Source organism: Photobacterium marinum (genome assembly GCF_000331515.1).
Lineage (GTDB): Bacteria > Pseudomonadota > Gammaproteobacteria > Enterobacterales > Vibrionaceae > Photobacterium > Photobacterium marinum.
This window is the reverse complement of sequence record NZ_AMZO01000033.1, coordinates 126,246-152,883: the sequence shown is the minus strand read 5'-3', so window position 1 is coordinate 152,883 and position 26,638 is coordinate 126,246. Positions and strand designations below refer to the sequence as shown.

At 53.0% G+C, this 26,638-nt stretch carries 26 protein-coding genes; 20 read left to right on the top strand and 6 right to left on the bottom strand.

What is annotated here, in order from left to right:
* The first annotated feature begins 20 nt into the window (after positions 1-20).
* From glpT to glpD, 3 genes are all read left to right on the top strand, one after another.
* Positions 21-1,394, top strand: a complete 1,374-nt coding sequence (gene glpT, locus C942_RS19765) for a glycerol-3-phosphate transporter (protein WP_007469532.1) — start codon at positions 21-23, stop codon at positions 1,392-1,394.
* Positions 1,395-1,491: 97 nt separating this feature from the next.
* Complete coding sequence (locus C942_RS19760) at positions 1,492-2,253, top strand: DeoR/GlpR family transcriptional regulator (protein WP_007469530.1); 762 nt, start codon at positions 1,492-1,494, stop codon at positions 2,251-2,253.
* 207 nt (positions 2,254-2,460) lie between these two features.
* Complete coding sequence (glpD, locus tag C942_RS19755; protein WP_007469528.1) at positions 2,461-3,981, top strand: glycerol-3-phosphate dehydrogenase; 1,521 nt, start codon at positions 2,461-2,463, stop codon at positions 3,979-3,981.
* Positions 3,982-4,053: 72 nt separating this feature from the next.
* Here the strand turns inward: glpD and C942_RS19750 are convergent, their stop codons facing one another.
* Positions 4,054-4,467 (bottom strand): flagellar basal body-associated protein FliL, encoded by a 414-nt coding sequence (locus C942_RS19750; protein ID WP_007469526.1) that lies wholly within the window; start codon positions 4,465-4,467, stop codon positions 4,054-4,056.
* Positions 4,468-4,636: 169 nt separating this feature from the next.
* Here C942_RS19750 and C942_RS19745 point away from each other — a divergent pair, with 169 nt between their 5' ends.
* The gene (locus C942_RS19745; RefSeq protein ID WP_007469524.1) at positions 4,637-5,185 is read left to right on the top strand and encodes a chorismate--pyruvate lyase family protein; all 549 of its coding nucleotides are present in this window, start codon (positions 4,637-4,639) and stop codon (positions 5,183-5,185) included.
* Positions 5,176-6,036 carry a 4-hydroxybenzoate octaprenyltransferase gene (gene ubiA, locus C942_RS19740; RefSeq protein ID WP_007469522.1) on the top strand — a complete coding sequence of 287 codons (861 nt, stop codon included), beginning with the start codon at positions 5,176-5,178 and terminating at the stop codon, positions 6,034-6,036. The genes C942_RS19745 and ubiA overlap by 10 nt, the downstream gene beginning before the upstream one ends.
* A gap of 360 nt (positions 6,037-6,396) precedes the next feature.
* Here ubiA and plsB read toward each other — a convergent pair whose 3' ends face one another.
* Positions 6,397-8,847, bottom strand: coding sequence for a glycerol-3-phosphate 1-O-acyltransferase PlsB (plsB, locus tag C942_RS19735; protein WP_007469520.1), 2,451 nt, complete (start codon positions 8,845-8,847; stop codon positions 6,397-6,399).
* Positions 8,848-9,180: 333 nt separating this feature from the next.
* Between plsB and lexA the strand changes: the two genes are divergently transcribed.
* The 6 genes from lexA to C942_RS19705 all read left to right on the top strand — a co-directional run bounded on the left by lexA (position 9,181) and on the right by C942_RS19705 (position 15,331).
* A complete protein-coding gene (lexA, locus tag C942_RS19730) occupies positions 9,181-9,801 on the top strand; it encodes a transcriptional repressor LexA (RefSeq protein WP_007469518.1) in 621 nt (206 codons plus the stop codon).
* Positions 9,802-9,944: 143 nt separating this feature from the next.
* On the top strand, positions 9,945-10,742 hold the full coding sequence (locus C942_RS19725; RefSeq protein ID WP_007469516.1) for a class I SAM-dependent methyltransferase: 798 nt from the start codon (positions 9,945-9,947) through the stop codon (positions 10,740-10,742).
* 367 nt (positions 10,743-11,109) lie between these two features.
* On the top strand, positions 11,110-12,219 hold the full coding sequence (gene coxB / locus C942_RS19720; RefSeq protein ID WP_086004408.1) for a cytochrome c oxidase subunit II: 1,110 nt from the start codon (positions 11,110-11,112) through the stop codon (positions 12,217-12,219).
* Between the two features lie 13 nt (positions 12,220-12,232).
* On the top strand, positions 12,233-13,843 hold the full coding sequence (gene ctaD, locus C942_RS19715; protein WP_007469512.1) for a cytochrome c oxidase subunit I: 1,611 nt from the start codon (positions 12,233-12,235) through the stop codon (positions 13,841-13,843).
* A 9-nt stretch (positions 13,844-13,852) separates the two neighbouring features.
* Positions 13,853-14,416, top strand: coding sequence for a cytochrome c oxidase assembly protein (locus C942_RS19710; RefSeq protein WP_007469510.1), 564 nt, complete (start codon positions 13,853-13,855; stop codon positions 14,414-14,416).
* Between the two features lie 9 nt (positions 14,417-14,425).
* Positions 14,426-15,331 carry a cytochrome c oxidase subunit 3 gene (locus C942_RS19705; RefSeq protein ID WP_007469508.1) on the top strand — a complete coding sequence of 302 codons (906 nt, stop codon included), beginning with the start codon at positions 14,426-14,428 and terminating at the stop codon, positions 15,329-15,331.
* A gap of 41 nt (positions 15,332-15,372) precedes the next feature.
* Here the strand turns inward: C942_RS19705 and C942_RS19700 are convergent, their stop codons facing one another.
* The gene (locus C942_RS19700) at positions 15,373-15,579 is read right to left on the bottom strand and encodes a DUF2909 domain-containing protein (protein WP_007469507.1); all 207 of its coding nucleotides are present in this window, start codon (positions 15,577-15,579) and stop codon (positions 15,373-15,375) included.
* A 24-nt stretch (positions 15,580-15,603) separates the two neighbouring features.
* Between C942_RS19700 and C942_RS19695 the strand changes: the two genes are divergently transcribed.
* From C942_RS19695 to C942_RS19665, 6 genes are all read left to right on the top strand, one after another.
* Entirely contained in the window at positions 15,604-16,281 is a 678-nt protein-coding gene (locus tag C942_RS19695; protein WP_007469505.1) for an SURF1 family protein, read from the top strand.
* Positions 16,278-16,817 (top strand): hypothetical protein, encoded by a 540-nt coding sequence (locus tag C942_RS19690; RefSeq protein WP_007469502.1) that lies wholly within the window; start codon positions 16,278-16,280, stop codon positions 16,815-16,817. Before C942_RS19695 ends, C942_RS19690 begins: the two co-directional genes overlap by 4 nt.
* A gap of 9 nt (positions 16,818-16,826) precedes the next feature.
* Positions 16,827-17,879 carry a COX15/CtaA family protein gene (locus C942_RS19685; RefSeq protein ID WP_007469500.1) on the top strand — a complete coding sequence of 351 codons (1,053 nt, stop codon included), beginning with the start codon at positions 16,827-16,829 and terminating at the stop codon, positions 17,877-17,879.
* Positions 17,880-17,883: 4 nt separating this feature from the next.
* Complete coding sequence (cyoE, locus tag C942_RS19680; protein WP_007469498.1) at positions 17,884-18,801, top strand: heme o synthase; 918 nt, start codon at positions 17,884-17,886, stop codon at positions 18,799-18,801.
* Between the two features lie 153 nt (positions 18,802-18,954).
* Positions 18,955-20,304, top strand: a complete 1,350-nt coding sequence (gene dinF, locus C942_RS19670) for an MATE family efflux transporter DinF (protein WP_036801248.1) — start codon at positions 18,955-18,957, stop codon at positions 20,302-20,304.
* Between the two features lie 104 nt (positions 20,305-20,408).
* Positions 20,409-20,801, top strand: a complete 393-nt coding sequence (locus tag C942_RS19665; RefSeq protein ID WP_007469491.1) for a 3D domain-containing protein — start codon at positions 20,409-20,411, stop codon at positions 20,799-20,801.
* Positions 20,802-20,985: 184 nt separating this feature from the next.
* Here C942_RS19665 and nfuA read toward each other — a convergent pair whose 3' ends face one another.
* On the bottom strand, positions 20,986-21,564 hold the full coding sequence (gene nfuA / locus C942_RS19660) for a Fe-S biogenesis protein NfuA (protein WP_007469490.1): 579 nt from the start codon (positions 21,562-21,564) through the stop codon (positions 20,986-20,988).
* Positions 21,565-21,687: 123 nt separating this feature from the next.
* Positions 21,688-22,128, bottom strand: a complete 441-nt coding sequence (locus tag C942_RS25540; RefSeq protein ID WP_232428199.1) for a ComF family protein — start codon at positions 22,126-22,128, stop codon at positions 21,688-21,690.
* Between the two features lie 313 nt (positions 22,129-22,441).
* On the opposite strand from C942_RS25540, the gene bioH reads away from it, so the two are divergent.
* From bioH to C942_RS19640, 3 genes are all read left to right on the top strand, one after another.
* On the top strand, positions 22,442-23,212 hold the full coding sequence (gene bioH / locus C942_RS19650) for a pimeloyl-ACP methyl ester esterase BioH (protein ID WP_007469486.1): 771 nt from the start codon (positions 22,442-22,444) through the stop codon (positions 23,210-23,212).
* Positions 23,213-23,320: 108 nt separating this feature from the next.
* Positions 23,321-23,692: a hypothetical protein gene (locus tag C942_RS19645; RefSeq protein WP_007469484.1), complete on the top strand. Its 372-nt coding sequence runs from the start codon at positions 23,321-23,323 to the stop codon at positions 23,690-23,692.
* Positions 23,693-23,733: 41 nt separating this feature from the next.
* Entirely contained in the window at positions 23,734-24,195 is a 462-nt protein-coding gene (locus C942_RS19640) for a hypothetical protein (protein WP_036801245.1), read from the top strand.
* Positions 24,196-24,279: 84 nt separating this feature from the next.
* Here C942_RS19640 and C942_RS19635 read toward each other — a convergent pair whose 3' ends face one another.
* Positions 24,280-26,607: a Tex family protein gene (locus C942_RS19635; RefSeq protein WP_007469478.1), complete on the bottom strand. Its 2,328-nt coding sequence runs from the start codon at positions 26,605-26,607 to the stop codon at positions 24,280-24,282.
* Positions 26,608-26,638: the final 31 nt, after the last annotated feature.

The window sequence follows — 26,638 nt, the reverse complement described above, 5'->3', positions numbered from 1 at the left end:
AAAATTTTAAGGAACATCTTATGTTTGGCATCTTCAAACCTGCTGCACATACGGAGCGTCTCCCTGACGGGCAGATCGATCCCGTATATAAGCGCCTGCGTTGGCAACTTTTCATTGGTATTTTCTTTGGCTATGCCGGTTACTACCTTGTTCGCAAAAACTTCAGTCTGGCAATGCCTTACCTGATTGAAGAATACGGCTACAGCCGCGGTGACCTGGGTGTGGCCCTGGCTGCGGTATCTATTGCTTACGGCCTGTCTAAATTCCTGATGGGTAGTGTGTCAGACCGATCTAACCCGCGTTATTTCCTTGCCGCTGGTTTGTCGATGTCGGCCATTGTTATGCTGTGCTTCGGTTTTATGCCTTGGGCGACCAGTAGTATTGCGGCTATGTTTATCCTTCTGTTCCTGAACGGCTGGTTCCAGGGTATGGGTTGGCCTGCCTGTGGCCGTACCATGGTTCACTGGTGGTCTCGTAAGGAGCGTGGTGAGATTGTATCGGTCTGGAACGTTGCCCATAACGTGGGTGGTGGCCTGATTGGTCCTATGTTCCTGCTGGGTCTGTGGGCATTCAATGATGACTGGCGCACTGCTTTCTACGTACCGGCTTTCTTTGCTTTGTTGGTTGCAGCATTTACCCTGCTGGTAATGCGCGATACTCCGCAGTCTTGTGGCCTGCCATCAATCGAAGAACACAAAGATGATTATCCTGACAGCTACGATGAGTCTCACGAGAAAGAGATGACAGCGAAGGAAATCTTCTTCAAGTATGTATTTAACAACAAACTGCTGTGGTTCATTGCAGTTGCAAACGCCTTTGTTTACATGATCCGCTACGGTGTATTGGACTGGGCACCGGTATACCTGAGTGAAGCAAAACACTTTACCGTGGATAAGTCTTCATGGGCTTACTTCCTGTACGAGTGGGCTGGTATTCCAGGTACGCTATTGTGTGGTTGGATGTCTGATAAATTCTTCAAAGGCCGCCGTGCTCCGGCAGGTATCCTGTTCATGGCACTGGTTACTGTTGCGGTACTGGTTTACTGGTTCAACCCGGCGGGCAACCCAACCATCGATATGATTGCACTGGTTGCTATCGGCTTCCTGATTTACGGTCCGGTTATGCTGATTGGTCTGTATGCACTTGAACTGGCTCCGAAGAAAGCGGCAGGTACAGCAGCAGGTCTGACTGGTCTGTTCGGTTACCTTGGTGGTGCGGTAGCGGCGAACGCTGTCTTGGGTTACACCGTTGACCACTTCGGTTGGGACGGCGGCTTCATGGTACTGACTGCTTCTTGTGGTCTGTCTATCTTCTTCCTGACCCTGGCACTAATTGGTGAAAGCCGGCTTCATAAGGAAGTTGTGGAAGCTAAAGCTGAACAACAAAATGCGTGATTGAGAGCGCCATCATTGGCATCTTTATAACGCTCTAGGTAATATGACAAGGCTTCGCAATCGCGGAGCCTTGTTGCAACTAGGAGCAGCGTCTGTAGTGAAGCAAAGTAAACGACATCAGGAAATTATCGATCTCGTTAAAACCCACGGCTATGTCAGCACTGATGATTTGGTCGAGCGTTTTAACGTGAGCCCGCAAACTATCCGTCGTGATCTCAATGAGCTGGCCGCGGATAACAAGATCCGTCGTCACCATGGCGGTGCCACCATTCCTTCAAGCTCCGTCAATACCTCATACAGCACCCGTAAGGTGATGAAGCTGGCAGAGAAAGACAAGATTGCCAGGGCCATGGTCAAACACATCCCGGATGGGGCAACCTTGTTTATTGATATCGGCACGACACCAGAAGCGGTTGCCCGTGCTTTGCTTGACCACAATGACCTGCGTATTGTGACCAATAACCTCAATGTTGCCAGTATCCTGACCGGCAAAGATGACTTTCGGGTGATTCTGGCCGGTGGCGAAGTGCGTAATCGCGACGGCGGGATTGTCGGTGAAGCGACGCTGGATTTCATTTCCCAGTTCCGTCTGGATTTCGGCATTATGGGGATCAGCGGCATAGACCTTGACGGTTCGCTGCTGGATTTTGATTACCATGAAGTTCGGGTGAAACAGGCAATTATTGAGAATAGTCGCTGTGTGCTGCTAGGGGTCGACCATACTAAGTTTGGCCGTAATGCCATGGTTAACCTTGGTGATATCAGCCAGATTGATATGCTGTTTACCGATCAGGAGCCTCCGGCTGAGCTGGCCAAGCGGCTAGCGGAAAATGAAATTCATATGGAAATCATCAGCTGATCCATCGCTTGCGATAAACAGACAGATTCTTGCAAACGGGCTGCCAGTAATGGCAGCCCGTTTTTTGTTAAAGCCCTAATAACTACATGGTTTTTGTAACAAATCGAAAACAAAAAATAATGATCTTAATCAATTTATGATCTATTATGCTCGATATCGAACGTAAACGAACATTTTCGAACTTATTCCATATTGATTGAGGTGTCTATGCGGGAAACAGCAAAGGAAGTCTTGGATCTGATTGTCGTCGGGGGCGGTATCAATGGTGCCGGCATTGCGGCGGACGCAGCTGGACGCGGGCTGCAGGTCGGTCTGTACGAAGCGGCGGACTTTGCATCAGCTACATCTTCAGCCAGCTCTAAGCTGATCCACGGCGGTCTGCGTTACCTGGAGCATTATGAATTTCGCTTAGTCGGTGAAGCGCTGGCAGAACGTGAAGTTCTGTTGCGTAAGGCCCCACACATTGCGCATCCTATGCGTTTTCGCCTGCCGCACCGTCCGCATCTGCGCCCGGCCTGGATGATCCGTGCCGGTCTGTTTCTTTATGATCACTTGGGTAAGCGAACCACACTGCCAGCCAGCCATGGGGTAAAGTTCGGTCAGGATTCTGTACTGGTGCCGGAAATTACTCAGGGGTTCGAGTATTCCGATTGTTGGGTTGATGATGCTCGTTTGGTGATCCTCAATGTCATGGAAGTGGCAGAGCGTGGCGGGGAGGTTCGTAACCGCTGTAAGGTAGAGCAGGCGGTCAGGGAAGGAGAGTTGTGGCGGGTTACCGTGCGAGACACTTTGTCCGGTGAGACGTTTGAGCGCCGGGCTCATGCTCTGGTTAATGCAGCAGGTCCTTGGGTGAAAACTTTTTTTGATCAGAGTATGGAAGAGGCATCACCGCGCAATATCCGTTTGATCAAGGGCTCACATATTGTGGTGCCGCGAGTACATGATCAGACCCAGGCTTACATTCTGCAAAATGAAGACAGCCGGATTGTGTTTGTGATTCCGTATCTGGATCGTTTCTCGATCATCGGTACCACTGATGTGGAATATCATGGCGATCCTCGTGATGTGGCGATTGATGACAATGAAATCCGTTATCTGCTTGATGTCTACAACAACCACTTTACCCGCAAGCTGACCCGTGATGATGTGGTCTGGACTTACAGTGGTGTTCGCCCGCTGTGTGATGATGAATCTGATTCACCGCAGGCGATCACCCGCGACTATACCCTTGAGCTGGAGCAGGAAGGGAACAACCCGCCGTTGCTGTCTATTTTTGGCGGTAAGCTGACAACCTACCGCAAACTGGCTGAAGCGGCGATGGTGAAGCTGGCACCCTTCTTCCCGAAAATGGGGGCCTCCTGGACGGCGAACGCTTGCCTGCCGGGCGGTGACGTGGAATTTGATCGCCAAAGCCTGGCTGCCCGGTTGCAGCACCAGTGTCCTTGGTTATCCGACTTCACGGTTGAGCGCCTGGCGACCAATTACGGTACGCGTGCTCTGAAAATATTGGAAGGGATCAGCGGTGAAGCTGAGATGGGACAGCATTTCGGTGAGGGCCTGTATGCTTGCGAGCTTGATTACCTGATTGAGCATGAGTTTGTTCAGGCGGCAGAAGATGTGCTGTGGCGGCGCAGTAAGCTGGGGTTGTATCTCGATGCCGGGCAGCAGATAGCGGTTGTCGAGTATATTGATCAGCAGCGTCAGGCCGGTTCGGTTGCTGCAGCTTAGAAGTTGTGGCGAGTAAATAGTAAAAAAGGCGCTGAAGCGCCTTTTTTATACCTGTGACCCGTTAATTCGAGCTTACTGATAAAGGTATTTGGTAAACAGCAGCTCGGTCAGCACTTTCTGTCGGGTTTCTGCAATCAACAGCTCATTGGCTTTGTTGAGGCAAGCCTGGCGGATTTCTTCTCGTCCGGCCAGAGATTTGATTTTGGCCTCTGGTTGCTGGCCAATAATGGTAATGATGGCATCACGGATCAGCGGGGAGTGGTGCTCGACAATTTTGATCAAATCCGGGTCGGCTACCATCAGGTCAATCTGAAGGCGCAGATAGCCGATGCGTTTGCCCTGGGTGTAGTAGTTGGTTGTGATATCCGGGGACAGGGTGTAATAAGTGTATTGCGGGCTTGCGGCTTTTTCTTCTTCTGCCGAAGCATTAAACGGAGCCAGCAGAGTGGCAAAAAGCAGGGTGAAGCCTAAGATAATCTGTCTCATTATTACACTCATGGATTTATCGGGATTTCAGGTAATGATTTGCTTTCTTTCGATCGTAACGATATTCGTACCCGTTACAGCTTGCTACAATAGTGTTTCCTCATGGTAATAAATTAACCGTACTCTACCAACCCCCTGATGACAGGTTGGTATACTTTTTATTAGAAAAATGTCGAAATTCAAGCAGTTGTACAAGCCCTTGTTGGCTCGTGCCAAATGGCAGGCACCGGAAGAAACAGCCATTGAAGGGACTGAGTTTGGGCATTGGTTGCTTGAACCTGATTCATTGTCGCGCCGATTTCAGCGCTATTGTGAGCATTTCAGCGTATCCCTGATAGAGCAGTTCCGGGTAGACCCGTCGCAATTGACCGATGATGAACGGTCACTGATTGGTGATGGTGACTGCCTGGTACGCAAAGTTGTCCTGAAAGGAGACGGGGAACCTTGGGTGTTTGCCCGTACACTGATCCCGTTATCAACCCTGACTGGCCCGGAGCGCGATTTAGAGCAGCTGGGTGAAATGCCGTTAGGTTTTCGGGTATTTACCGATCGCAGTGCGCGACGTGATGCCTTGATGGTGGCCAATGTTGGCACGAAAGATGACCCGATGTGGGCTCGACGTTCGCGGTTGTGGATTAACGATAAGCCCCTGCTGGTCGCTGAGTTGTTTCTGGATGCAGCCCCTGTTTATGCGAAGGAGACTCAAAGTTGGAAATAAGCAAAGCTAAAGCCTTTTGGCAGTTAGCGCGGTTTGATCGTCCGATTGGTAGTTTACTGCTGCTGTGGCCGACCCTGTGGGCATTGTTCCTGGCAGCGGATGGAATGCCGGACTGGCATGTCCTGACGGTTTTTGTGCTCGGGGTGATTTTTATGCGGGCGGCAGGTTGTGTGATTAATGATTATGCCGATCGCAATTTTGACGGCCATGTGAAGCGAACGGCACAGCGGCCGATGCCGTCGGGCAGGATCACCGAGCGTGAGGCACTGGGCCTGTTTGGCCTACTGGTGCTGGTGTCCTTCCTGCTGGTGCTGACCATGAATACCCTGACCATTATGTTGTCTGCGGTTGGTTTGTTGCTGGCGGCAACTTACCCGTTTATGAAGCGCTATACCCATCTGCCGCAGTTGGTGTTGGGCATCGCGTTTGGCTGGTCGATCCCGATGGCTTACGCTGCGCAGTCCGGTGAATTGCCGGTTGTTGCCTGGCTGTTGTTCGCAGCCAACATTTTGTGGACGATTGCTTACGATACCCAATACGCCATGGTTGATCGCGATGACGACCTGAAAATTGGTATCAAATCAACGGCTATCCTGTTTGGTAAATTCGATAAAGTCATCGTCGGATTGTTGCAGTTAGGCACCCTGGTATTCCTGATTGCCGTTGGCGCGATATTGTCACTGAGCCAGCTGTATTTCTGGTTCCTGCTACTGGCATCGGCATTGTTTGTTTACCAGCAAATGCTGATCCGCGGCCGAGAGCGCGGTCCTTGCTTCAGTGCTTTCCTGAACAACAACTATGTCGGAATGCTGATTTGGGTTGGTATTGCGGCCAGTGTTTGTATCGGCTAGTTGTTCACAAATCAGTTAGCTGTCTGTCATTAGCAGATCATGCAAAAGCGCCTTTATCCGGCGCTTTTTTTGTGCCTGTGATTATCTGTTAGAAAGCTAATGGTGGTTAAGAGAGGTTTTTACCACCGATATACCCAAAGCTCCCTAGGCTGTACTTACGAGGAAGTGGTATAGCTGGTGAATTTTATTATGCTCTTTAAATTCAGTCTATTAAGTTGGGTTTTGCTAGCCAAGTACAGCTTTGGGAGTAATTGGAACATGATAGCTCTAAAGCTGTGTGGCGGAATACCGACGAAAAAAAGCAGGTCCCGGAGGACCTGCTGAATTTGGTATAAGGAACTGAACCCTAGCCTTGTATTATCAGGCTGCGGATTCGGATTCTTCTACTTTTTCTTCCCGGTTCATTACTGCCTGGATTGTCAGTTTTACTTCCGGTGAAACTAGTGCAGCCAACAGTTCGGCCAGGTTTTCTACCGGATGCGATACCGCGTGGCAGTCCTCATTGAGGTAGCCTTCCGCCCGTAGGGTCTTCACCAGAGTGGCAAATACACCTTTATCGAAGAATTCCGGCGCATTGATACCGTGCAGTCGGCTCAGGCGCTGGGCCATCATCTGGCTCTGTTGCTCCAGATCGCTCTTCATCAGCTGCGGCTCAGAGCGTAGCAGGGTCAGGGCAATCGCATAGCGCTGCAGTGTTTCAGATATAGTACGTGCCAGTAGCTGCAGCGGACCGATACGGGCGCTGTTCAGGGCAATATCATCACCTTCTTTCAGGATCAGGCGCTGGCGAATCAGTTCGTCGATCTGGGCATTGATTACCTCAGTCAGTTCCTCTTTTTCAAAGCGAAGGAACAGCTCTGCTTTGAGGAACGGGTACAACAGCTCAACCTGCTCATGCAGTGCATCCTTGCTCAGGCGCTGGTGCTGAACCACTATGTGGGCAATCAGCGACGGCATCGCAAACAGGTGGATAATGTTGTTGCGGTAGTATGTCATCAGGATTGACTGCTGACGGTTAAGCGAGATGATGTCGCCCAGGCTGTCACGCTCAACAATGAACTTATCCATATCAATGGCGTGGCCAACCAGTTCTGCCGCGGTGTTATCCGGCATGGTGCATTGCTCTGAGTACGGTACATTGCGCAGCAGTTGCAGGTAGCAGTCAATTTGCTGCTCCAGCTCTTCACGGCTCAGCGCACGTTGGCGTGATGCCAGTAGGGCCAGGGCGCTCAGGGTCAGGGCGTTGGTGGCTGCCGCATCGTTGATGTGAGTCATCATCTTATTGGCCAGCTCATTGACCACCGGGTTCAGCCACTGCGGGCGCGGCGGTTCAATCGGGTCGACATCGTTATGCCATTCAGGCACCTTGTCATTAAGGTAGTGGTTCAGCGAGATAGGCTCACCGAAGTTCACATAACCCTGGCCGAGGTTGCGCAGTTTACGCAGAGTACGCAGCACCTGGCCGACGTTTTCTTTTTCCTTGCGTTTGCCGCGTAGCTCCTTGGCATAGGTTGCTACTTCCATTACGTGTTCATAGCCGATGTAAACTGGCACCAGAGTTACCGGGCGGTTGAGGCCACGCAGCATTGCCTGGATGGTCATCGACAGCATACCGGTTTTCGCCGGCAGCAGGCGTCCGGTACGGGAACGGCCACCTTCGCTGAAGTATTCAACCGAGTAACCTTTGGCAAACAGCTCAGACAGGTATTCACGGAATACGGTTGAGTACAGGCGATTACCTTTGAAACTGCGGCGGATAAAGAAAGCACCACCACGGCGGAAAATCGGACCGGCCGGGAAGAAGTTCAGGTTGATACCGGCAGCGATGTGCGGTGGAACCAAGCCTTCCTGGTACAGAACGTAAGACAGTAGCAGGTAGTCCATGTGACTGCGGTGACACGGAACATAAACGATTTCGTGACCGTCCTGGGCCAGTTGACGGACGCGCTGGGCGTTATGGATATTCAGACCCTGGTAGAGTTTGTTCCACAGCCAGCCAAGGAAGCGGTCACCGCGCTTGATCAGTGAATAAGAGAAGTTGGCAGCAATTTCTTCCATCATATCAATGGCTTCTTTGCGTACTTTCTCTACCGGCACGTCGCGGCTTTCTGCTTCTTCGGCAACGACTTTCTCGATTGCCTTGGATGCCAGTAGGCGCTTGAACAGGGCCTGGCGATCCGGCAGCTTAGGACCGGAAGCGGCCAGCTGCTGACGCGAAAAGTGGATCTTGGCGACACGCGCCAGTTTGTGGGCGATGGAATCGTCGGTGCCGTGGTGGTCGGCCATATAACGCAGCGATACCGCCGGGCTCAGGCGTACCATACAGTCGCGGCCGTGGGCCAAGATAGTGAAGAATTTTTCCGGTCCGTTCAGCGGGCGCAGGGTCGGTTTCTGGTTGTCTTCCTTACCAGGTTTGCGTCCCCATAGGATAGATGCCGGAACAACCTGGACATCCAGCTCGCTGTCTTGTTTGTGGTGCTCAAGCAGGGCGGTGAACAGGTCTTTGGATTCTTGCGGGAGTTCACTGTCGGAGCCGAACACGCTCGGGCCTTCGGCAATGTATACATAACGGACGTAAGACTTACCGCCAATCTCCAGTGGTTGCAGCGGATCAGGCAATCCCAGTGCCTCTGTGCTGCTGCGCAGGGTCATTAAATCTGTGTTAGAACAAAACGGCAGAATATAGATAATCGGTCGTTCTAAATCTAATTCCAGATCCGCCATTGGATCTGAAGGGATGGAATGCGTTTTAACCAGCAGAGAAAGCGGCAAATTTAATAAATTTCGATAGATTTTCTGCCAACTTGACATATCTTTTACTAGCCTCGAATTCTTAATGCGTGGCAAGAATAGCAGAAAATGCCAGCGGGTTTGCTGCTAAATGCCACATAGTTTTGGTTGAATATCAAATTTGCATCAGATTTTCTGTAACTTATTGTTCTTTTTTGTGCCATTTGCTGCTTATCACACTTTTCCGAGAAGTTATGCGGTTTTTCGCCGGACTTAACTGCAAAACCCTTGCTTTAACAGCAACCTGCCTTTTATGTCATTTGGTAAATTGCTCTTTTCGTAAACAATTGCCTTTTCAAGCCAGTGAACACTGGATATACTCACAGTGAACTGTATAAACAGACAGGGTGAGCCATGAAGCCGTTAACGCCGCGCCAACAAGAAGTCTTTGATTTGATCAAAGCAAAAATTGAAGATTCTGGAATGCCGCCAACACGTGCTGAGATAGCCCGTGAACTTGGATTCCGTTCCGCCAATGCTGCCGAAGAGCACTTGAAAGCATTGGCGCGTAAAGAAGTGATTGAGATCATTCCCGGAGCATCTCGTGGCATTCGCCTGCTGCTGGATACCCAGAGTTCTGAAGAGCAGGGCCTGCCGCTGATCGGTCAGGTTGCTGCGGGTGAGCCTATTCTGGCTCAGGAGCACGTGGAAACTCATTACGAAGTCGATCCGGCATTATTTAAACCCCGCGCTGATTTTCTGCTGCGGGTTAATGGTATGAGTATGAAAGACATCGGTATTATGGACGGCGATTTGCTGGCTGTGCATAAAACCCAGGACGTTCACAACGGTCAGGTTGTGGTGGCCAGGGTGGAAGACGATGTCACCGTTAAGCGTCTGGAGAAGAAGGGTTCCCAGGTGCTGCTACATGCTGAAAACGAAGAGTTCGAGCCGATTGTTGTCGATCTGAATTACCAGCAGCTGACCATCGAAGGTATTGCTGTCGGGGTGATCCGCAACGGCGACTGGATGTAACTCTCTGCCAACAAAAAGCTTTTGCTGACAGGCTTTGTTTTTATGCCGTCTGAGGTGTAAAAATAGCCATTTTTTTGAACAGAATGTTTTGCAAAAGTTAATGATAGTCATTATCATCTTCTTGCTTTCATACGGAGATGATAATGGCCAATTCTTCCCGCTACAATATTCCTACTGCCTTGCTCCAACCGCTCTGGCTACGTAGCCGCGAGAGTTTGGTTGATGACGGGCTAATCTATGACCCGGTTGCTGCTGCGGCCTGTAGTCAATGCCACCTCAAACCTGATTGCCTCGCTGGTAATGTTACTGAACGCCAGTTGCTGCATGCCACCCTTACTCTGCAGTGTGACCGTTTGGTCCAACAGTTTCTCAGGCGTCATCCCAATGGCTGGATCATTAATGTCGGGGCGGGATTGGATACCCGTTTCTACCGTCTTGATAACGGCCGTTGCCGCTGGTTCGAGCTGGATACCGATGAAAACCTGTTGTGGCGACAGCGTCTGTTTCACCGTAGTGAGCGCTATACCATGCGTCAGGGTTCGGTAACCGACTTATCCTGGCTTAAGGCGCTGCCGGCGACGGGGAATGCCCCGGTATTGCTGCTGTGCGATCAGGCTTTGCTGCAATGTAATGATAATGAACTGGCGAATTTCATTCAGCGTATCGGCTGCCACTTCAGTCAGATAGAAGCTTGTTTTGTTATTGCCGGGGATCGTTGTGAGTCCGCAATGGCGCAGAAGATGGGTGCTGATACTTATCGGCATGGCTACAAGGATCCGGTACGCCAGATATTGAACTGGCTTCCTTGGGCTGAGCTGGTCAGCAGCCATAGCCCGTTGGATCACTCATGCTCCCGCTGGCGTCCATGGCAGCGCTGGATTGCGAAAATCCCTAACCTGAAATACCGCCTGACCCCGGTACTGGTGCATATCCGGCTGTAATATCAGACTGGACAATAATTGGAGTTGCCAGTTCAGACTATTTTATTCTGGCTATTGTTCAGTTTGATATAACCTTCCTGCTGTTACCTGGCATTTTATTCTGCACTTTTCTGTTTTGAGTAGTCTGGCCTGCCTCGGACTATACTGCTTTGCTGCATACTTTTTCCCGCCAATTTATTGCTGGTTTCTTCGATCCTGTCCTAAGTTAATTGTAAATAAAGTGTTAATCAAAAATAGTCTAGATTAACTCATAGAGAGTATGGGTATTTTCTATTTCCCGGCAGGCTGCCGGGTGATTGTGGAAGGACGAAAGGGAGGGATCCTGGTGACGATTCGCCAATTGTTCAGCGGATTGCCGGCGGCATTGATGGCACTGCCTGTCGCGGCTGAAACCGAAATTATGCGCCTTAATATGACCCCCGGTGTCACCGAAGTCAGCCAGCGCGTTTACGATCTTCACATGACCATTCTTTATATCTGCATTGCCATCGGTATTGCAGTTTTCGGGGTGATGTTCTGGGCCATTATTCATCACCGTAAGTCGAAAGGGGCTGTGGCAGCATCATTCCATGAGAGCACTAAAGTCGAAATCATCTGGACGGTGATCCCTTTCATCATTCTTATTCTTATGGCGATTCCGGCCACCAGTACCTTGCTGGCAATGGAAGATTCATCAGAGTCAGACATCACTATCCAGGTCACCGGTTCGCAATGGAAATGGCATTACCGCTATTTCGATGAAGATGTTGAATTTTATTCACTTTTGGCGACCACAATAGCCCAGATCGAGAATAAACGCGACAAGCGCGATAACTATCTGCTGGAAGTTGATCGCCCGCTGGTGCTGCCGGTGGGTCAGAAAGTTCGTTTCCTGATCACTTCCCAGGATGTCATTCACTCCTGGTGGGTGCCGGATTTTGCAGTGAAGAAAGACGCCAACCCCGGTTTTATTAATGAAGCCTGGACTCGGATTGATAAGCCCGGCATCTATCGTGGTCAGTGCGCCGAGTTGTGCGGTAAAGACCATGGCTTTATGCCTATCGTGGTGATCGCCAAGGAGCAGGATGACTACAACCAGTGGCTGCAGGCGACCAAAGTGGCCCAGCAGCAGGCCCGTGAGGAAGAGCAGCGTCTGCTGGCAATGGAGATGTCGATGGATGAGCTGATGAGCTTGGGTGAACAGGTTTACGGCACCCGCTGCGCCATGTGTCACCAGTTAAATGGTGAAGGGTTGCCCGGCGCATTCCCGGCTTTGGCCGGACAGGGGGTGTCGGTTGATCCGGCTAAGAAGCTGGAACATATCAGCATTGTGGTACATGGCCAGAGCGGTACGGCAATGCAGGCATTCGGTCCGCAGCTTAGCCTCAAAGAGTTGGCGGCGGTCGTGACGTATGAGCGAAATGCCTGGGGTAACAATACCGGCGATACAGTGCAGGCGGCCGATGTTCAGGCTGTTCTTGATGGTCAGGAGCTTTAGGGAGAGAGGGACGATGACGGATATGTTGCGCGAACAGACCGAGATCGATGAAAACGCGACTGAGCATGAGCAGCATGATCACCACCATCAGTCAGGCCTGAAACGCTGGCTGTTTACGACTAATCACAAGGATATCGGTTCGCTGTACCTGATGTTCAGCTTCGCCATGTTCCTGACCGGCGGGGCGATGGCTCTGGTGATCCGTGCCGAGCTGTTCCAGCCGGGATTGCAGCTGGTCGACCCGAATTTCTTCAACCAGATGACCACGGTTCACGGCCTGATCATGGTTTTTGGTGCTGTTATGCCAGCCTTTACCGGGCTGGCCAACTGGATGATTCCGATGATGATCGGGGCTCCTGATATGGCACTGCCGCGGATGAATAACTGGAGTTTCTGGATCCTGCCGTTTGCTTTTTCCCTGTTGCTGGCATCGCTGTTTATGGAAGGGGGCGGTCCGAATTTCGGCTGGACTTTCTATGCGCCACTGTCGACGACATACAGCCCGGCAAGTACCGGCCTATTTGTGTTCGCAGTTCATATCATGGGGATCAGCTCCATCATGGGGGCGATTAATGTCATCGTCACCATAATGAATCTGCGGGCACCGGGCATGACGTATATGAAGATGCCGCTGTTCGTCTGGACCTGGTTGATCACCGCCTTCCTGCTGATTGCTGTGATGCCGGTGCTGGCCGGTGCTGTGACCATGGTGCTGACCGATAAATACTTCGGCACCAGCTTCTTTGATGCCGCTGGTGGCGGCGATCCTGTGATGTTCCAGCATATCTTCTGGTTCTTTGGTCACCCTGAAGTCTATATCATGATTTTGCCGAGTTTTGGTGTGGTTTCGGCGATTATCCCTGCCTTTTCCCGTAAAAAGCTGTTTGGTTATAGCTCGATGGTTTATGCCACCGCCTCAATTGCCGGTTTGAGTTTCCTGGTCTGGGCTCACCATATGTTTACCACCGGGATGCCGGTGGCCGCCGAGCTGTTCTTTATGTACTGCACTATGCTGATATCGGTGCCGACCGGAGTGAAGGTGTTCAATTGGGTGGCGACTATGTGGCGCGGCTCGCTGACCTTTGAGGTACCGATGCTGTTTTCCATCGCCTTTATCGTGCTCTTTACTATCGGCGGCTTTTCCGGGCTGATGCTGGCGATTACTCCGGCAGACTTCCAGTATCACGATACCTATTTTGTGGTGGCGCATTTCCATTATGTGCTGGTATCGGGGGCCATCTTCTCCATTATGGCGGCGGCGTATTACTGGTTGCCGAAATGGACCGGACATATGTTCGATGAAAAGCTGGCGAAGTGGCATTTCTGGTGCTCGGTGGTGTCGGTCAACATCCTGTTCTTCCCGATGCATTTCCTTGGCCTTGCTGGCATGCCGCGCCGGATCCCGGATTACGCCCTGCAGTTTGCGGATATCAATGCGGTGGTCAGTATTGGCGGCTTCCTGTTTGGTTTCTCACAGCTGATTTTTCTGGCGGTGGTGATCAAATGTGTTCGCGGCGGAGAACCGGCATCGGCCAAACCGTGGGACGGCGCGGAAGGGCTGGAGTGGACGGTGGCATCACCGGCGCCGCACCATACTTTCTCTACGCCGCCGAAGATTGACTAGGAGGCGGGAATGGCAAGGCACCCTGAATCATCACAGGCCGCTCGCGGCAAGCGGCGTTCAACCTGGTCTCTGGTTGCTATGGCAGTCGCGATGTTCGGTTTCGCTTTTGCCCTTGTTCCGCTGTATGACGTTTTTTGCGATATCACCGGGATCAACGGCAAGACGGCTGATGGTCCGACGGCGGAAAGTGCCAGAGTTGATATACAGCGCGAGGTAACGGTCGAGTTTGTGGCTTATATCAGTCCGGGGATGGAATGGACTTTTGAGCCGGAAGTGCGGCGTTTGGTTGTCCATCCCGGTGAGACCCGAACTATCAATTATTCGGCCCGTAACCTGACCTCGGAAGCAACCGTAGGCCAGGCGGTGCCTTCCGTTACTCCAGGAACCGGTGCCCGTTACTTTAACAAGATTGAATGTTTCTGTTTCAACCGTCAGCCGCTGGCAGCAGGGGCTTCGGCACAGTTACCGCTGGTGTTCTATGTCGATCCTGAGTTGCCCGATGACATCCATACCCTGACATTGGCTTATACCCTGTTTAACGCCCCGCCGACGGAAACGGCACAGACGCAGTGAGGTTGAAAGATGGCTAATCCATACACTGAGCATGACCAATCCTTATCGACTCCTGAGCACGAGCCATATTATGTGCCGGAATCGAGTGCCTGGCCGATTGTCGGGGCGATTGCGCTGTTTTTGATTGCCCTCGGAGCCGGGGCGACTGTCGGGGATTTGTTCAACGGTCAGGGGCCGTGGATCCTGTTGTCCGGTGTCGGGATTCTGCTGCTGATGCTGGTGGGCTGGTTCCGGGATGTGATCCATGAATCTATGGGCGGCCTTTACAGCCATCAGATGGATCGCTCGTTCCGCCAGGGGATGAGCTGGTTTATTTTCTCTGAAGTTATGTTCTTTGCCGCGTTTTTCGGTGCTCTGTTTTATGTCCGGATGATCGCTGTGCCCTGGCTGGGTGGGGCCGGAAACAATGAAATGACCCATGCCGTGCTGTGGCCGGAATTTATCGCCCAGTGGCCGCTGGTGATGACCCCCGGCGGGACGGAAACCCAGGCCATGGGGCCGATGGGTCTGCCGCTTTATAACACCCTGATACTGCTGACGTCTTCAGTTACGATACATATCGCCCATACTGCTCTGGAGCAGGGCAACCGCGCCCGGCTGACGTTGTTCCTGCTGCTGACCGTCCTGCTCGGCAGCCTGTTTATCTATCTGCAGGGGGTGGAATATATCCACGCTTACCAAGATATGGGTCTGACTTTAGATGCCGGGATTTACGGTAATACTTTTTTCATGCTGACAGGATTTCACGGTCTTCATGTCACGCTGGGTACTGTGATTTTGTTTATTGTCTGGCTGCGGGTGCTGTGCGGGCATTTCACGCCGGAGAATCATTTCGCCTTCCAGGCCGGAGCCTGGTACTGGCACTTTGTGGATGTGGTGTGGCTCGGGCTGTTCGTGTTTGTATATATCCTCTGAGAGACGGCCTGAATCTTTGGCCCTCATCTAATAAGGGCTAGTTAATAAGGACGAGGGTTCGGGGTGATGTAACCGGTGCCGATGGCAACCAGCAGCACGACGAACAGGAGAACGGAGAACATGATCCGGCGGCCGAGGTAGCGTGACATGGGCTGGCCGCGCTGGCCTTTGAGCATCACCGGCAGCGCTCGGAACAGGTTAAAGATAATAAACACCAGCAGGCAGACAAGAATCGCTTTCAGCAACATAGGCACTCCAACGGAATATGGGGTATGCGAAGGATTGGTTTCATACTTTTTACTGTGGTTGTCCTGGCAACATTGGTCAAGCTGGGGCTGTGGCAAATGTCGCGGGCGCAGGAAAAGCAGGCGTTGAGCTCGGCGCTCAAATATCGCAGCGAGCAGATGTATTACAGTCTCGACAGTCTGCCGTCAGATCCTCGCTGGTACGGTTTGACTCTGCGCGGTGCCTTTGATCACAGTCGGGCCGTGCTGTTGGATAACCAGACTTATCAGGGCCGTGTCGGCTACCACGTGTTGTATCCGTTTGCTGCCGATGGTGCCTGGGTATTGGTGAATCTTGGCTGGATCGCAGCCCCGGCTTACCGGGAGCAGATCCCGGTTCTGCCGGAACATCATGGCGAACTGAGGCTGGCCGGGGTTATCGCTCCGCCATCCGGGCTGATAGAGCTCAAACAGGCACCGCTTGTTGCGGAATGGCCGCTGCGGGTGCAGAACCTGAATATTCAGAAATTGAGCGAGAAAATGGAACTCGCCCTGTTGCCCTGGGTGTTGCAGATCGACCCGGAACATCCGGTTGCTCTGCAGCAGACCTGGACGCCGGTAGTGACAGGCCCGCATAAGCATTATGCCTATGCTCTTCAGTGGTTTCTGATGGCAGCGGCAATATTTGCCTTGGCTGGCTGGTGGCTGAAACGGAGTAAGTTATGAAAAAACACGGAACGTTATTGCTGTTGCTGGCGGTATTTCTGCTGCCGTTAGGACTGGCCAAACTGGTTCTGGATTTGAACTGGTATCAGGGCGGGGTGACGAATCGCGGTCAGCTGCTGGCTTCACCTTTGGCATCGGAATGGCTGGGGCTGAGCGGGAAATGGCAGCTGGTGTATCTGATGCCAGATGAATGTGATGAAGGCTGCGCCGGGGCGCTGTTTAACCTGCGCCAGATCCCGCAGGCTGTCGGTGCCGGTCAGGAGCGGGTTGATGCGCTGGTGCTGGTGGCGGAGACGAAACCATCGGAGCTGCAAGCTGAATTCTTGCAGGGGCTGGAGCCGAAGCGGGTGCCCGAGCATGTCATCACTCAGCTTCACACCCTGGAATACGGGGCCCATGCGATTTATATCGCTGACCCCTTGGGTAACGTCATGATGGCTTATCCCCTGGTGAAGGGGAAAGATGCTGTGCTGGCTCAGGGCAAGGATCTGCTGCGTGATCTCAGGCGGTTGTTGAAGGTATCTAAAATTGGCTAAGGAGAGCCTATGCGGTTGTTCAGCTTTAAGTCTCTTGTCTGTCTGACCTTTTTGTTTTCCCTTTGCGTGATCGCGCTGGGTGCCTATACCCGGCTGACGGAAGCCGGGCTGGGATGTCCTGACTGGCCCGGTTGTTACGGCTTTGCCGGTGTGCCGCAGGCCCAGTCTCAATTACAGCAGGCTGAGGCCGCATTCCCCGATCATCCCGTCGAACCAGAAAAAGCCTGGAATGAAATGGTTCACCGCTATTTTGCCGGCACCCTCGGCCTGCTGATCCTCGCCATCAATGTGATTGCCTGGCGCCGCCGGAATACACCACGACTGCTGCCGGCCTTGTTGCTCGGTACTGTCATTTTTCAGGCTGTACTCGGTATGTGGACTGTCACCATGGCACTGATGCCAGTGGTGGTGATGGGGCATTTGCTCGGGGGCTTCACCACTGCGGCATTGCTGTTGCTGCTGGCACTCCGGATCCATCGACGGGAGGCGTCAGTTACCTCGTCTGTAAGGCCTTCTTTTGCGCCGGGAGGCAAATGGCTTTCTGTGCTGGCGGCTGTTGCTTTGCTGGTGACTGTCGGGCAGGTGGCGCTCGGTGGGTGGACGGCAGCCAACTATGCGGCGGTCGTCTGTACCCAGTTGCCGGTGTGTGAGGTGGACTGGGTAGGGCAGTTTGATGCGACTGCATTTAACCTGATCCAGCCGGAACATGACAGCTATCAATATGGTGTGCTTGATTATTCGCAGCGGGTTTCGATTCATGTAACCCACCGCCTGGGTGCTGCGGTGACCACGCTGGTATTGCTGGTGCTGATCTGGCAGCTATTGCAATCCGGTATGCGGCGCTCTGGTATAGCTGTGGGCAGCGTGTTGCTGTTCCAGCTGGGATTGGGGATCACCAATGTGGTCGCCAGTCTGCCACTGATGGTGGCTGTCGGACATAATCTGGGTGGCGTGTTGCTGTTACTGACACTGGTGGCGACCAACTATCACCTCTATTGTCGTCGGACGACAGTTCGCAGTGACTGGTATGTAGCGCATGTAGCCAAAGCAAAGGAGGGCTGACATTATGGCCAAACTACAGGTTGCCGGTGACGCCGGTATCAAAGCGGTCCGCCGTCAGCGGATCTGGCAGGATTATCTGACAATGACCAAGCCTAAGGTGGTGGCGATGTTGCTGCTGACTGCGCTGGTCGGGATGTGCCTGGCTGTGCCCGGTATTCCGCCAGTAGAGGCTGTGGTGCTCGGTCTTGCCGGTATAGGTTTGCAGTCTGCGGCGGCTGCGGCTTTTAACCATGTATTGGATCGTCGGTTTGATGCCCAGATGGCGCGGACCTATCATCGCCCGCTGGCTAAAGGGCGAATTGAAACCCACAAGGCAGTGGTTTTCGCATCAGTACTGATGGTCGCAGGTTTCGGCCTGCTCTGGATGCTCAATGCCCTGACTGCCTGGCTGACCTTTGCCAGCTTGATTGGCTATGCCGTGGTTTATACGGTGTGGCTGAAACATGCCACACCACAGAATATCGTGATTGGCGGTCTGGCTGGCGCGGCACCGCCGTTGCTCGGCTGGACAGCCGTCACCGGTCAGTTTGAACCCCATGCTTTGCTGCTGGTGATGCTGGTGTTTACCTGGACGCCGCCGCACTTCTGGGCATTGGCAATCCATCGTCGTGATGATTATGCCAAAGCCGGGATCCCCATGTTGCCTGTAACCCATGGCATCGAATTTACCAAAACTATGGTATTGCTCTATACCGTGATGCTGGCGCTGGTCGGTTTATTGCCCTGGCTGACAGGTATGAGCGGCGGATTGTATCTGGCAGGCAGCACGGTGCTCAATCTCGGTTTTATCGGATATGCCCTGAAGCTGAAGTTTGCCGATGAGACGGGGCATGCCTGGGCGACGTTCAAATACTCAATCTGGCACCTGCTGGCGTTGTTTGTGGTGCTGCTGGCCGATCATTGGTTGATGATATGGGTCTGATGGCGCTGAATGACGAGCTGAACAGCTGACATAATTATCGATTCCCCCTTCCAGTCGGCTTTTGTCACTGCCGGCAACCCGCTACACTGTGGGCCGGTATGAATTGATACCGGTCCCGGCTCAGCACCGGCACCGGTTTGGTCGAGGTCTGTTGTGTTCAAAGCGTTAAGGGATGTGTCCTTACATCGCCAGGTATTTGCTCTGGCGCTTCCAATGGTGTTGTCCAATATCACTGTGCCTTTACTGGGGCTGGTGGATGCGGCGGTGATCGGGCATCTGGATCATGCCTGGTATCTCGGCGGCGTTGCGGTCGGCGGCACCATGATTAACGTGACCTTCTGGTTGCTGGGATTTTTGCGCATGGCGACCACCGGGCTGAGCGCGCAGGCATACGGGGCAGGCAACAAAGATGCTCAGGCCAGTGTATTTGTTCAGGGGATTGCGCTGGCGTGGTTGCTGGCTTTGCTGCTGATTGTTTTCCATCAGCCGGTTGCCGAGACCATCTTTCATTTCAGCAGTGCCAGCGGAGAGGTGAAAACCTACGCCGGGCAATATTTCTCGATTCGGATTTGGGGGGCGCCGGCAGCATTGGCTAACTTGGTGATCATGGGCTGGCTGCTGGGAACCCAGAATGCCAGATTGCCAATGTGGCTGCTGATCATCACTAACGTGGTCAATATCGTACTCGATATGCTATTTGTGCTTGGCTTTGGCTGGAAAGTACAGGGCGCGGCAGCAGCATCGGTGCTGGCAGATTACAGTGGCCTGGGGTTGGGGCTGTGGTTTGTTTCTCGGGTTTGGTTGTCACAGGCATTGCCGCAGCTGCGGGAGAAAATCAGCTCGGTCCGCCATGGTATGGGGCGGTTGTTGAAACTGAACCGCGACATTTTCCTGCGCAGCCTGTGCTTGCAGACGGCATTTACCTTTATGACATTTCAGGGCGCGACTCTGGGAGATAACGTGGTGGCGGCCAATGCTGTACTGATGAGTTTCCTGATGCTGGTCTCTTATGCGATGGACGGCTTTGCCTATGCGATGGAAGCGCTGGTGGGTAAGGCGATCGGGGCGCGTAGCCGTGATGCGCTTGGCCGCTCTCTGATCGGGACGACCTTCTGGAGCCTGATCATCTCGCTGGTGTTGACGCTGGCCTTCACCCTGTTTGGTCGCGAGATCATTGGTGTGATTTCAGATATTCCTGCCGTGCGTCAGGAGGCCGCGCAGTATCTGCCTTGGTTGGCTGCTGTGCCCTTGGTATCTATGTGGTGCTTTCTGCTGGATGGGATTTTTATCGGTGCAACACGTGGTACCGAGATGCGTAACAGTATGTTTGTCGCGATTTGTTTCTTTTTCGTAGTTTGGTGGTTGCTGAGTGGATGGGGCAACCATGCTTTATGGGGCGCAATGCTCGGATTTATGGCGATGCGCGGGATCAGTCTGGCCGTGATTTTTACGTATCAGTGGCAGAAAAATATTTTTCTTGAGTCGGCCTATGCAAACAATTAGTTAGCCTTTTGCAACTGAGATTGGCTAAATTTCCAACAAAAAATACTACCTGTCAGAGTATATGTCTGTTTAAAATGCGAACGATTTATGAACAGGTAGTCGACATGAAACAAGCAATCATCGGGATCTTTTTTGCGCTGATGGCACTGGGTTGGGGAGCTTCGGCACAGGCTGGTATTCAGGGGAAATCGTTGCGCGTTACTGCCACAGCCTATAATTCGGTACGTGCGCAGACTAATGATAATCCGAGTATTGCCGCCTGGGGTGATCGGCTAAAGCCGGGAATGAAAGCCATTGCGGTATCCCGCGATTTGCTGAAAATGGGGCTCACTCGTGGAACTAGGGTTAAGATCTCCGGCTTGCCGGGTGAGTACGTGGTGCTGGATAAAATGAACAAGCGCTGGTCCCGCAAGATTGATATCTACATGGGGACAGATGTCCGGGCTGCGAAAAACTGGGGCCGTCGCAAAGTGACGATTACAGTAATTAAAGTCTGATAGTCAGAAGTGATATTCAGTTAATTTGAAAACTGAGCAGATATAAAAAACCAGCCTTCAACGGCTGGTTTTTTCTGCCTGTAACCGGGCTGGATTAGAACTGGATGAGAAAGTGTTGCCCTGATCGGTAGGGAAGCGAGCTGGCAACACTTGCTTTGTCTGGCTCTTATTCAGGTTGGCACTATTAGTAGTAAGAGTGCTCACCGCGTGCGTGTTCAGTGACATCGCGAACACCGGTCAGTTCACCGGCAAACTGAGCCAGCAATTCTTTCTCGATGCCTTCTTTCAGCGTTACATCAACCATAGAACAGCCGTTACAGCCGCCGCCGAACTGAAGGATTGCAATGCCGTCTTCAGTGATTTCAGACAGGGATACATGGCCACCGTGACCGGCCAGCTGCGGGTTAACCTGAGTCTGGATAACGTAGTCGACACGTTCCATCAGTGGAGCGTCGTCAGACACTTTACGAACCTTGGCATTCGGTGCTTTCAGGGTAAGTTGCGAACCCATTTTGTCTGTCACCAGATCGATTTCTGCATCTTCCAGGAAAGGCAGGCTTAGCTCATCAACATAGGCTGAAAACAGGTCGAACTTGATTTCAGTATCGCTGGCTTCAACGGCTTCAGGCGGGCAGTAGGACACGCCGCATTCTGCGTTTTGTGTACCCGGGTTAACCACGAATACGCGGATGTTGGTACCTTCCGGCTGCTGGGCAAGAAGCTTGCCGAAGTGCTGCTGAGCATTTTCAGTAATAATAATCATAGACACGACGTAATACCTGACTTAATTAGTAAGATTAATTCTATTCTACTCCGAGACGCCCTTTCTATCACCCCTTATTCTTCGCAACTATGATTTCATCACATATCCAGGTGATTTTTTAGATCATTTTGCCGGAGGGGTATAGCAGATACAGTAGATGTCGACCTGTTTTACCCCGTGTCGAAGCAGCAATCGTGTCAGTTCGGCCACTGTGCTGCCTGTGGTCACGACGTCATCGACAATTGCGACATGGTCGGGAAGGGCTTTTGCTTTAAGTATAAAGGCCCGGCGCAGGTTTCTCTTTCGCTCCTGTCTGCTGAGTTGCCGTTGCACTTTGGTATTGCGGGTGCGGCGGATGGTATCCGGCTGACATTGGCTGCCGGTTATATCGGCAATGGCTCGGGCCAACAAGGTGCTTTGGTTGAAGCTGCGCCACAGTCGCCGCTGCGGATGCAAGGGAACCGGGATTAGCAGCGGTGCCGGATTCGTTATTTGCAGGGCAATCTGTTGTCCCAGAGGCTCGGCCAGCCAGAATTTGCGGCGAAATTTGAATTGGTGAACCAACTGGCGCAGCGGGAAGTCATATTCGCCGAGCCGGTAGATGTGCTGCCACGGTGGCGGTTTCGACAGGCATCGGCCGCATCGGCTGACCAGGGGCAGAGTTGTGCTGCCGCAGCGAGTACAGTAGGGTGGTTGGGGAAAATGACTGAGGCAGTGCTGGCACCAGAACGCCTCACCGCGGTGTAGCGGCAGGTGACACAGCTGGCATTGCGGCTTGGTCCACTGAAAGATTGATCTCAGTGATGAAGGGGATAACATCCTTGCCATCCTGTCAGGCTGCAACCAGCCTGTTCCGTAGTTAAAGAAGGAAGTATAAATGACAGCCAAGCTTCACTGGCAAACTGAAGGGCAAGGTTCGGATCTGGTTCTCATTCACGGTTGGGGAATGAACGGAGCGGTCTGGCAGCAGTTGTTGCCTCTGTTGACGCCGCACTACCGCGTACATGCGGTGGATTTGCCGGGTTACGGACATAGCCGGGAACTGTCTGCGGAATCGGTTGATGAAATGGCATACATATTGCTTGAAAACTCACCAGAGTCTGCAGTGTGGTTAGGCTGGTCCCTTGGCGGGCTGGTGGCTACCCGGGCGGCGTTATTGGCGCCTGAGCGGGTCGGCAAACTGGTGACCGTGGCCAGTTCACCGCGCTTTGCAGCTCAAAACACATGGCGGGGAATTAAACCTCAGGTGTTGGACGACTTTCGTCGCCAGTTGGGGGAAGACTTCCAACAGACGGTTGAGCGCTTTATGGCGCTGCAGGCGATGGGAAGTCCGACGGCAAGGCAGGATATCAAGCAGCTGAAACAGGCGGTTCTATCACGTCCTCAGCCTGCTCCTAGTGCGCTGGAAATTGGCTTAAAACAGCTTGCCGAGGTGGATTTGCGCGAGCAGTTGAGCGAGGTTTCACAGCCCTGGCTGCGCCTGTACGGTCGACTGGACGGATTGGTGCCAGTGAAAGTTGCTTCTGAGCTGGATGAGTTGGCACCGCAGTCGCAACGGCAAGTGTTTGCCTCTGCATCACATGCGCCGTTTATTTCCCATCCGGAAGAATTTGTGCAGGCCTTGCGTTTGTTTACTGGGCATCACTGATCATTCCCCCTGTCATGTGTGGCGGATCGGCAACATTTTTGTAAACTTTTTTTTTATGTTGCCGATAACATTATAAATGGAGTTGCTCTGTGACAGAGAGAGGCCATAATGACAGTAGGAAGTGTTGCGAGTACAAATACTTATTCGCCGGCGACGCTCAAGGCGTCAGCTGCAGCTTCAGCCAAAGCTGCGGAAGGGACTCAGGCGGCAGATAAAACATTAACCGCAGGTGCCGGTGACAGTACGGTGTCGATCTCGGAAGAGGCGAAGCGTATGCAGGCGGCAGATGCGGGCAAACATAACACCAAGGCTGATGAGGATAACCCACAGGCAGCAACGAAGGCAGAGTCATTTGCCTACGGTGCGTTGGGTATGGATCACCCAGATGAAGTGAAGCAAAATACCGATGATTTCTATACTGCAGGGCAAGTGCTGTCAGCTCTGGGTACGGTTGCTACGGTATTGCTCGCGATAGCCTGATTACCCCCATCATCAGCTGATGGCCGGAGAAGTGCATCAGCATGATTGTTTCACCCGTACAAGTGGGAGCCCCGACTATTGCTCCTTCCGTTAACCCGCCAACTGAACAGGTTGCGCGGGATAATCGTGTGCGTGAAAAAATTGTTCCTCCGAATCAGGCCGCTGAATCAGCACGGGAAAAACCGCTGAGCAGTGAGGAAAAGCAGCTAAAGAAGCCATCCTGGGATCCCAGCGAACACCCTGACTACAATGAACTGCCGGTGGCCGAAAAAAACTATGGTTACCAGGAGGACATGGAGCAGTTGGTGAAGGCCCTGTCGGTTGACACTTATACCAAAGATGTCAGTGAGCTGGGCTACTCAATGCACATTAAGTTGCCGAGAGACTTGCTTGATGAGCTGGAGAAAATCAGCGATACCGAGCGCACTAAAGGGGTGGTAGCTCACTACTACGCCCAGTCTGTGGTCCCCAATCCGCCGACTGAATATCTGGTTGTGCTATAGAAAGAATATTTCACAGTGAATCAAAAAAGAGCCGGCATTTATTGCCGGCTCTTTTGTTATCACTGGAAACTCGCTTCGGGTGTTTTACTTCTTCTTCGCGTTGGCAAAAGCCGCGGCAAAGGCACCGCCCATCGCACTGTTGCCTGCCGGGGCATTACGTGGGTTATTGCGAGGCTGTCGCTGCTCACGAGGCTGCTGGCGCTGGCCTTGTGGTTTGCGGGCCGGTTTTTCCTGTCCTGGCTCGTCGTTCAGGCGCATTGACATGCCGATACGCTTGCGCTGCAGATCCACTTCCATCACTTTGACCTTGACGATATCACCGGCTTTGACGACTTCGCGCGGGTCAGATACGAACTTGTCGGACAGGGCTGAGATGTGCACCAGGCCATCCTGGTGAACACCGACATCGACAAAGGCACCGAAGTTGGTGACATTGGTGATTACACCTTCCAGGATCATTCCCGGAACCAGGTCTTTCACTTCATTGACGCCTTCGGCGAAGGTCGCGGTCTTGAACTCCGGACGCGGGTCGCGGCCCGGCTTGTCCAGCTCGCTGATGATGTCGGTCACGGTTGGCAGACCGAATTTATCATCAATGTAGTCGGCGGCTTTCAGGCCGCGCAGGAACTCGCTGTTGCCGATAATCGCATCCAGGGCTTTATCGTTGGCAGCAGCAATGTTTTTCACTACGGTGTAGGATTCCGGGTGAACCGCTGAGCTGTCGAGCGGGTTTTTACCGCTCATGATCCGCAGGAAACCGGCACACTGTTCGAATGCCTTAGGACCGAGGCGGGCGACTTTCTTCAGTGTGGTGCGGGCTTCGAAGCGGCCATTCTCGTCACGGTAGTTAACGATGTTCTGGGCGATGGTGCCGTTCAGGCCGGCAACTCGGGTCAGCAGTGCTGGTGACGCGGTGTTCACATCCACACCGACGGCGTTTACACAGTCTTCGACTACGGCATCCAGGCGCTTGGCCAGCATGCTCTGGCTGACATCGTGCTGGTACTGACCGACACCGATAGATTTCGGATCGATTTTCACCAGCTCGGCCAGCGGGTCCTGCAGGCGGCGGCCGATAGATACAGCACCACGCAGTGACACATCCAGATTCGGGAATTCATTGGCCGCCAGTTCGGATGCTGAGTAAACCGAGGCGCCGGCTTCGCTCACCATCACGCTCTGGATTTTCAGGTTGTTGTCTTTTAGCAGGGTGGTAACAAAGCTGTCGCTTTCGCGGGATGCGGTGCCGTTACCGATTGCGATCAGGTTGACGTTGTACTTGGTGATCAGGGCCAGAACAGTCGCTTCGGACTGGGCAACCTGACGCTGCGGCTGGTGCGGATAGATGGTGGCGGTATCCAGTAGCTTGCCGGTTTCATCAACCACGGCGACCTTACAGCCGGTACGCAGGCCTGGGTCCAGAGCCAGGGTGACGCGCGGGCCAGCTGGGGCGGCCATCAGCAGATCTTTCAGGTTGTCGGCAAATACCTGCATGGCACCGTCTTCGGCTTTTTCTCGCAGTGCGCTCATCAGCTCGGTTTCCATGTGCATCAGGATCTTGATGCGCCATGCCCAGCTGATCACTTGCTTGCGCCAGCTGTCAGCCGGCTGGCTGCCCGGTTTCACACCATAGTGGTCGGCAATCATCACTTCGCAGTAAGAGCCGCGTACGCCTTCTTCCTGCTGCGGGTCGGCATTGAGAGACAGCTGAAGGAAACCTTCGTTACGGCCACGGAATAGCGCCAGGGCTCGGTGTGACGGGATCTGCTTCAGCTGTTCGCTGTATTCGAAGTAATCCTTGAATTTGGCACCTTCCTGCTCTTTGCCTTCTACAACGCGGGAGGTCAGTTCGGCATTGCCTTGCAAATGGCGGCGGATTTTATCCAGCAGGGCTGCGTCTTCGGCAAAGCGCTCCATCAGGATTGCGCGGGCGCCGTCCAGGGCGGCTTTGGTGTCAGCCACGCCTTTTTCGGCATCAAGGTATTGTGCGGCGGTGGCTTCCGGCTCGTTTTCCGGCTGGTTCCACAGGGTTTCTGCCAGCGGCTCAAGGCCCGCTTCAATCGCAATCTGGCCTTTGGTGCGGCGTTTTGGCTTGTACGGCAGGTACAGATCTTCCAGGCGGGTTTTGCTGTCGGCACCTTTGATTTCGGCTTCCAGCTCCGCTGTTAATTTACCCTGCTCAGTGATGGATTTGAGGATAACCTGGCGGCGATCGTCCAGTTCACGCAGGTAACCGAGGCGGGATTCAAGGTTACGCAGCTGGGTATCGTCCAGTCCGCCGGTGACTTCTTTACGGTAGCGGGCAATGAAAGGAACTGTGTTACCGTCATCCAGCAGGGTGACGGCTGATTTTACCTGGTCTTCGCGTACCGCGAGTTCTCTGGCAATCGTCTGATTGATAGCGTTGCTCATCCGTTGGTATCTCTTGGTTGTTCAGGGCAGC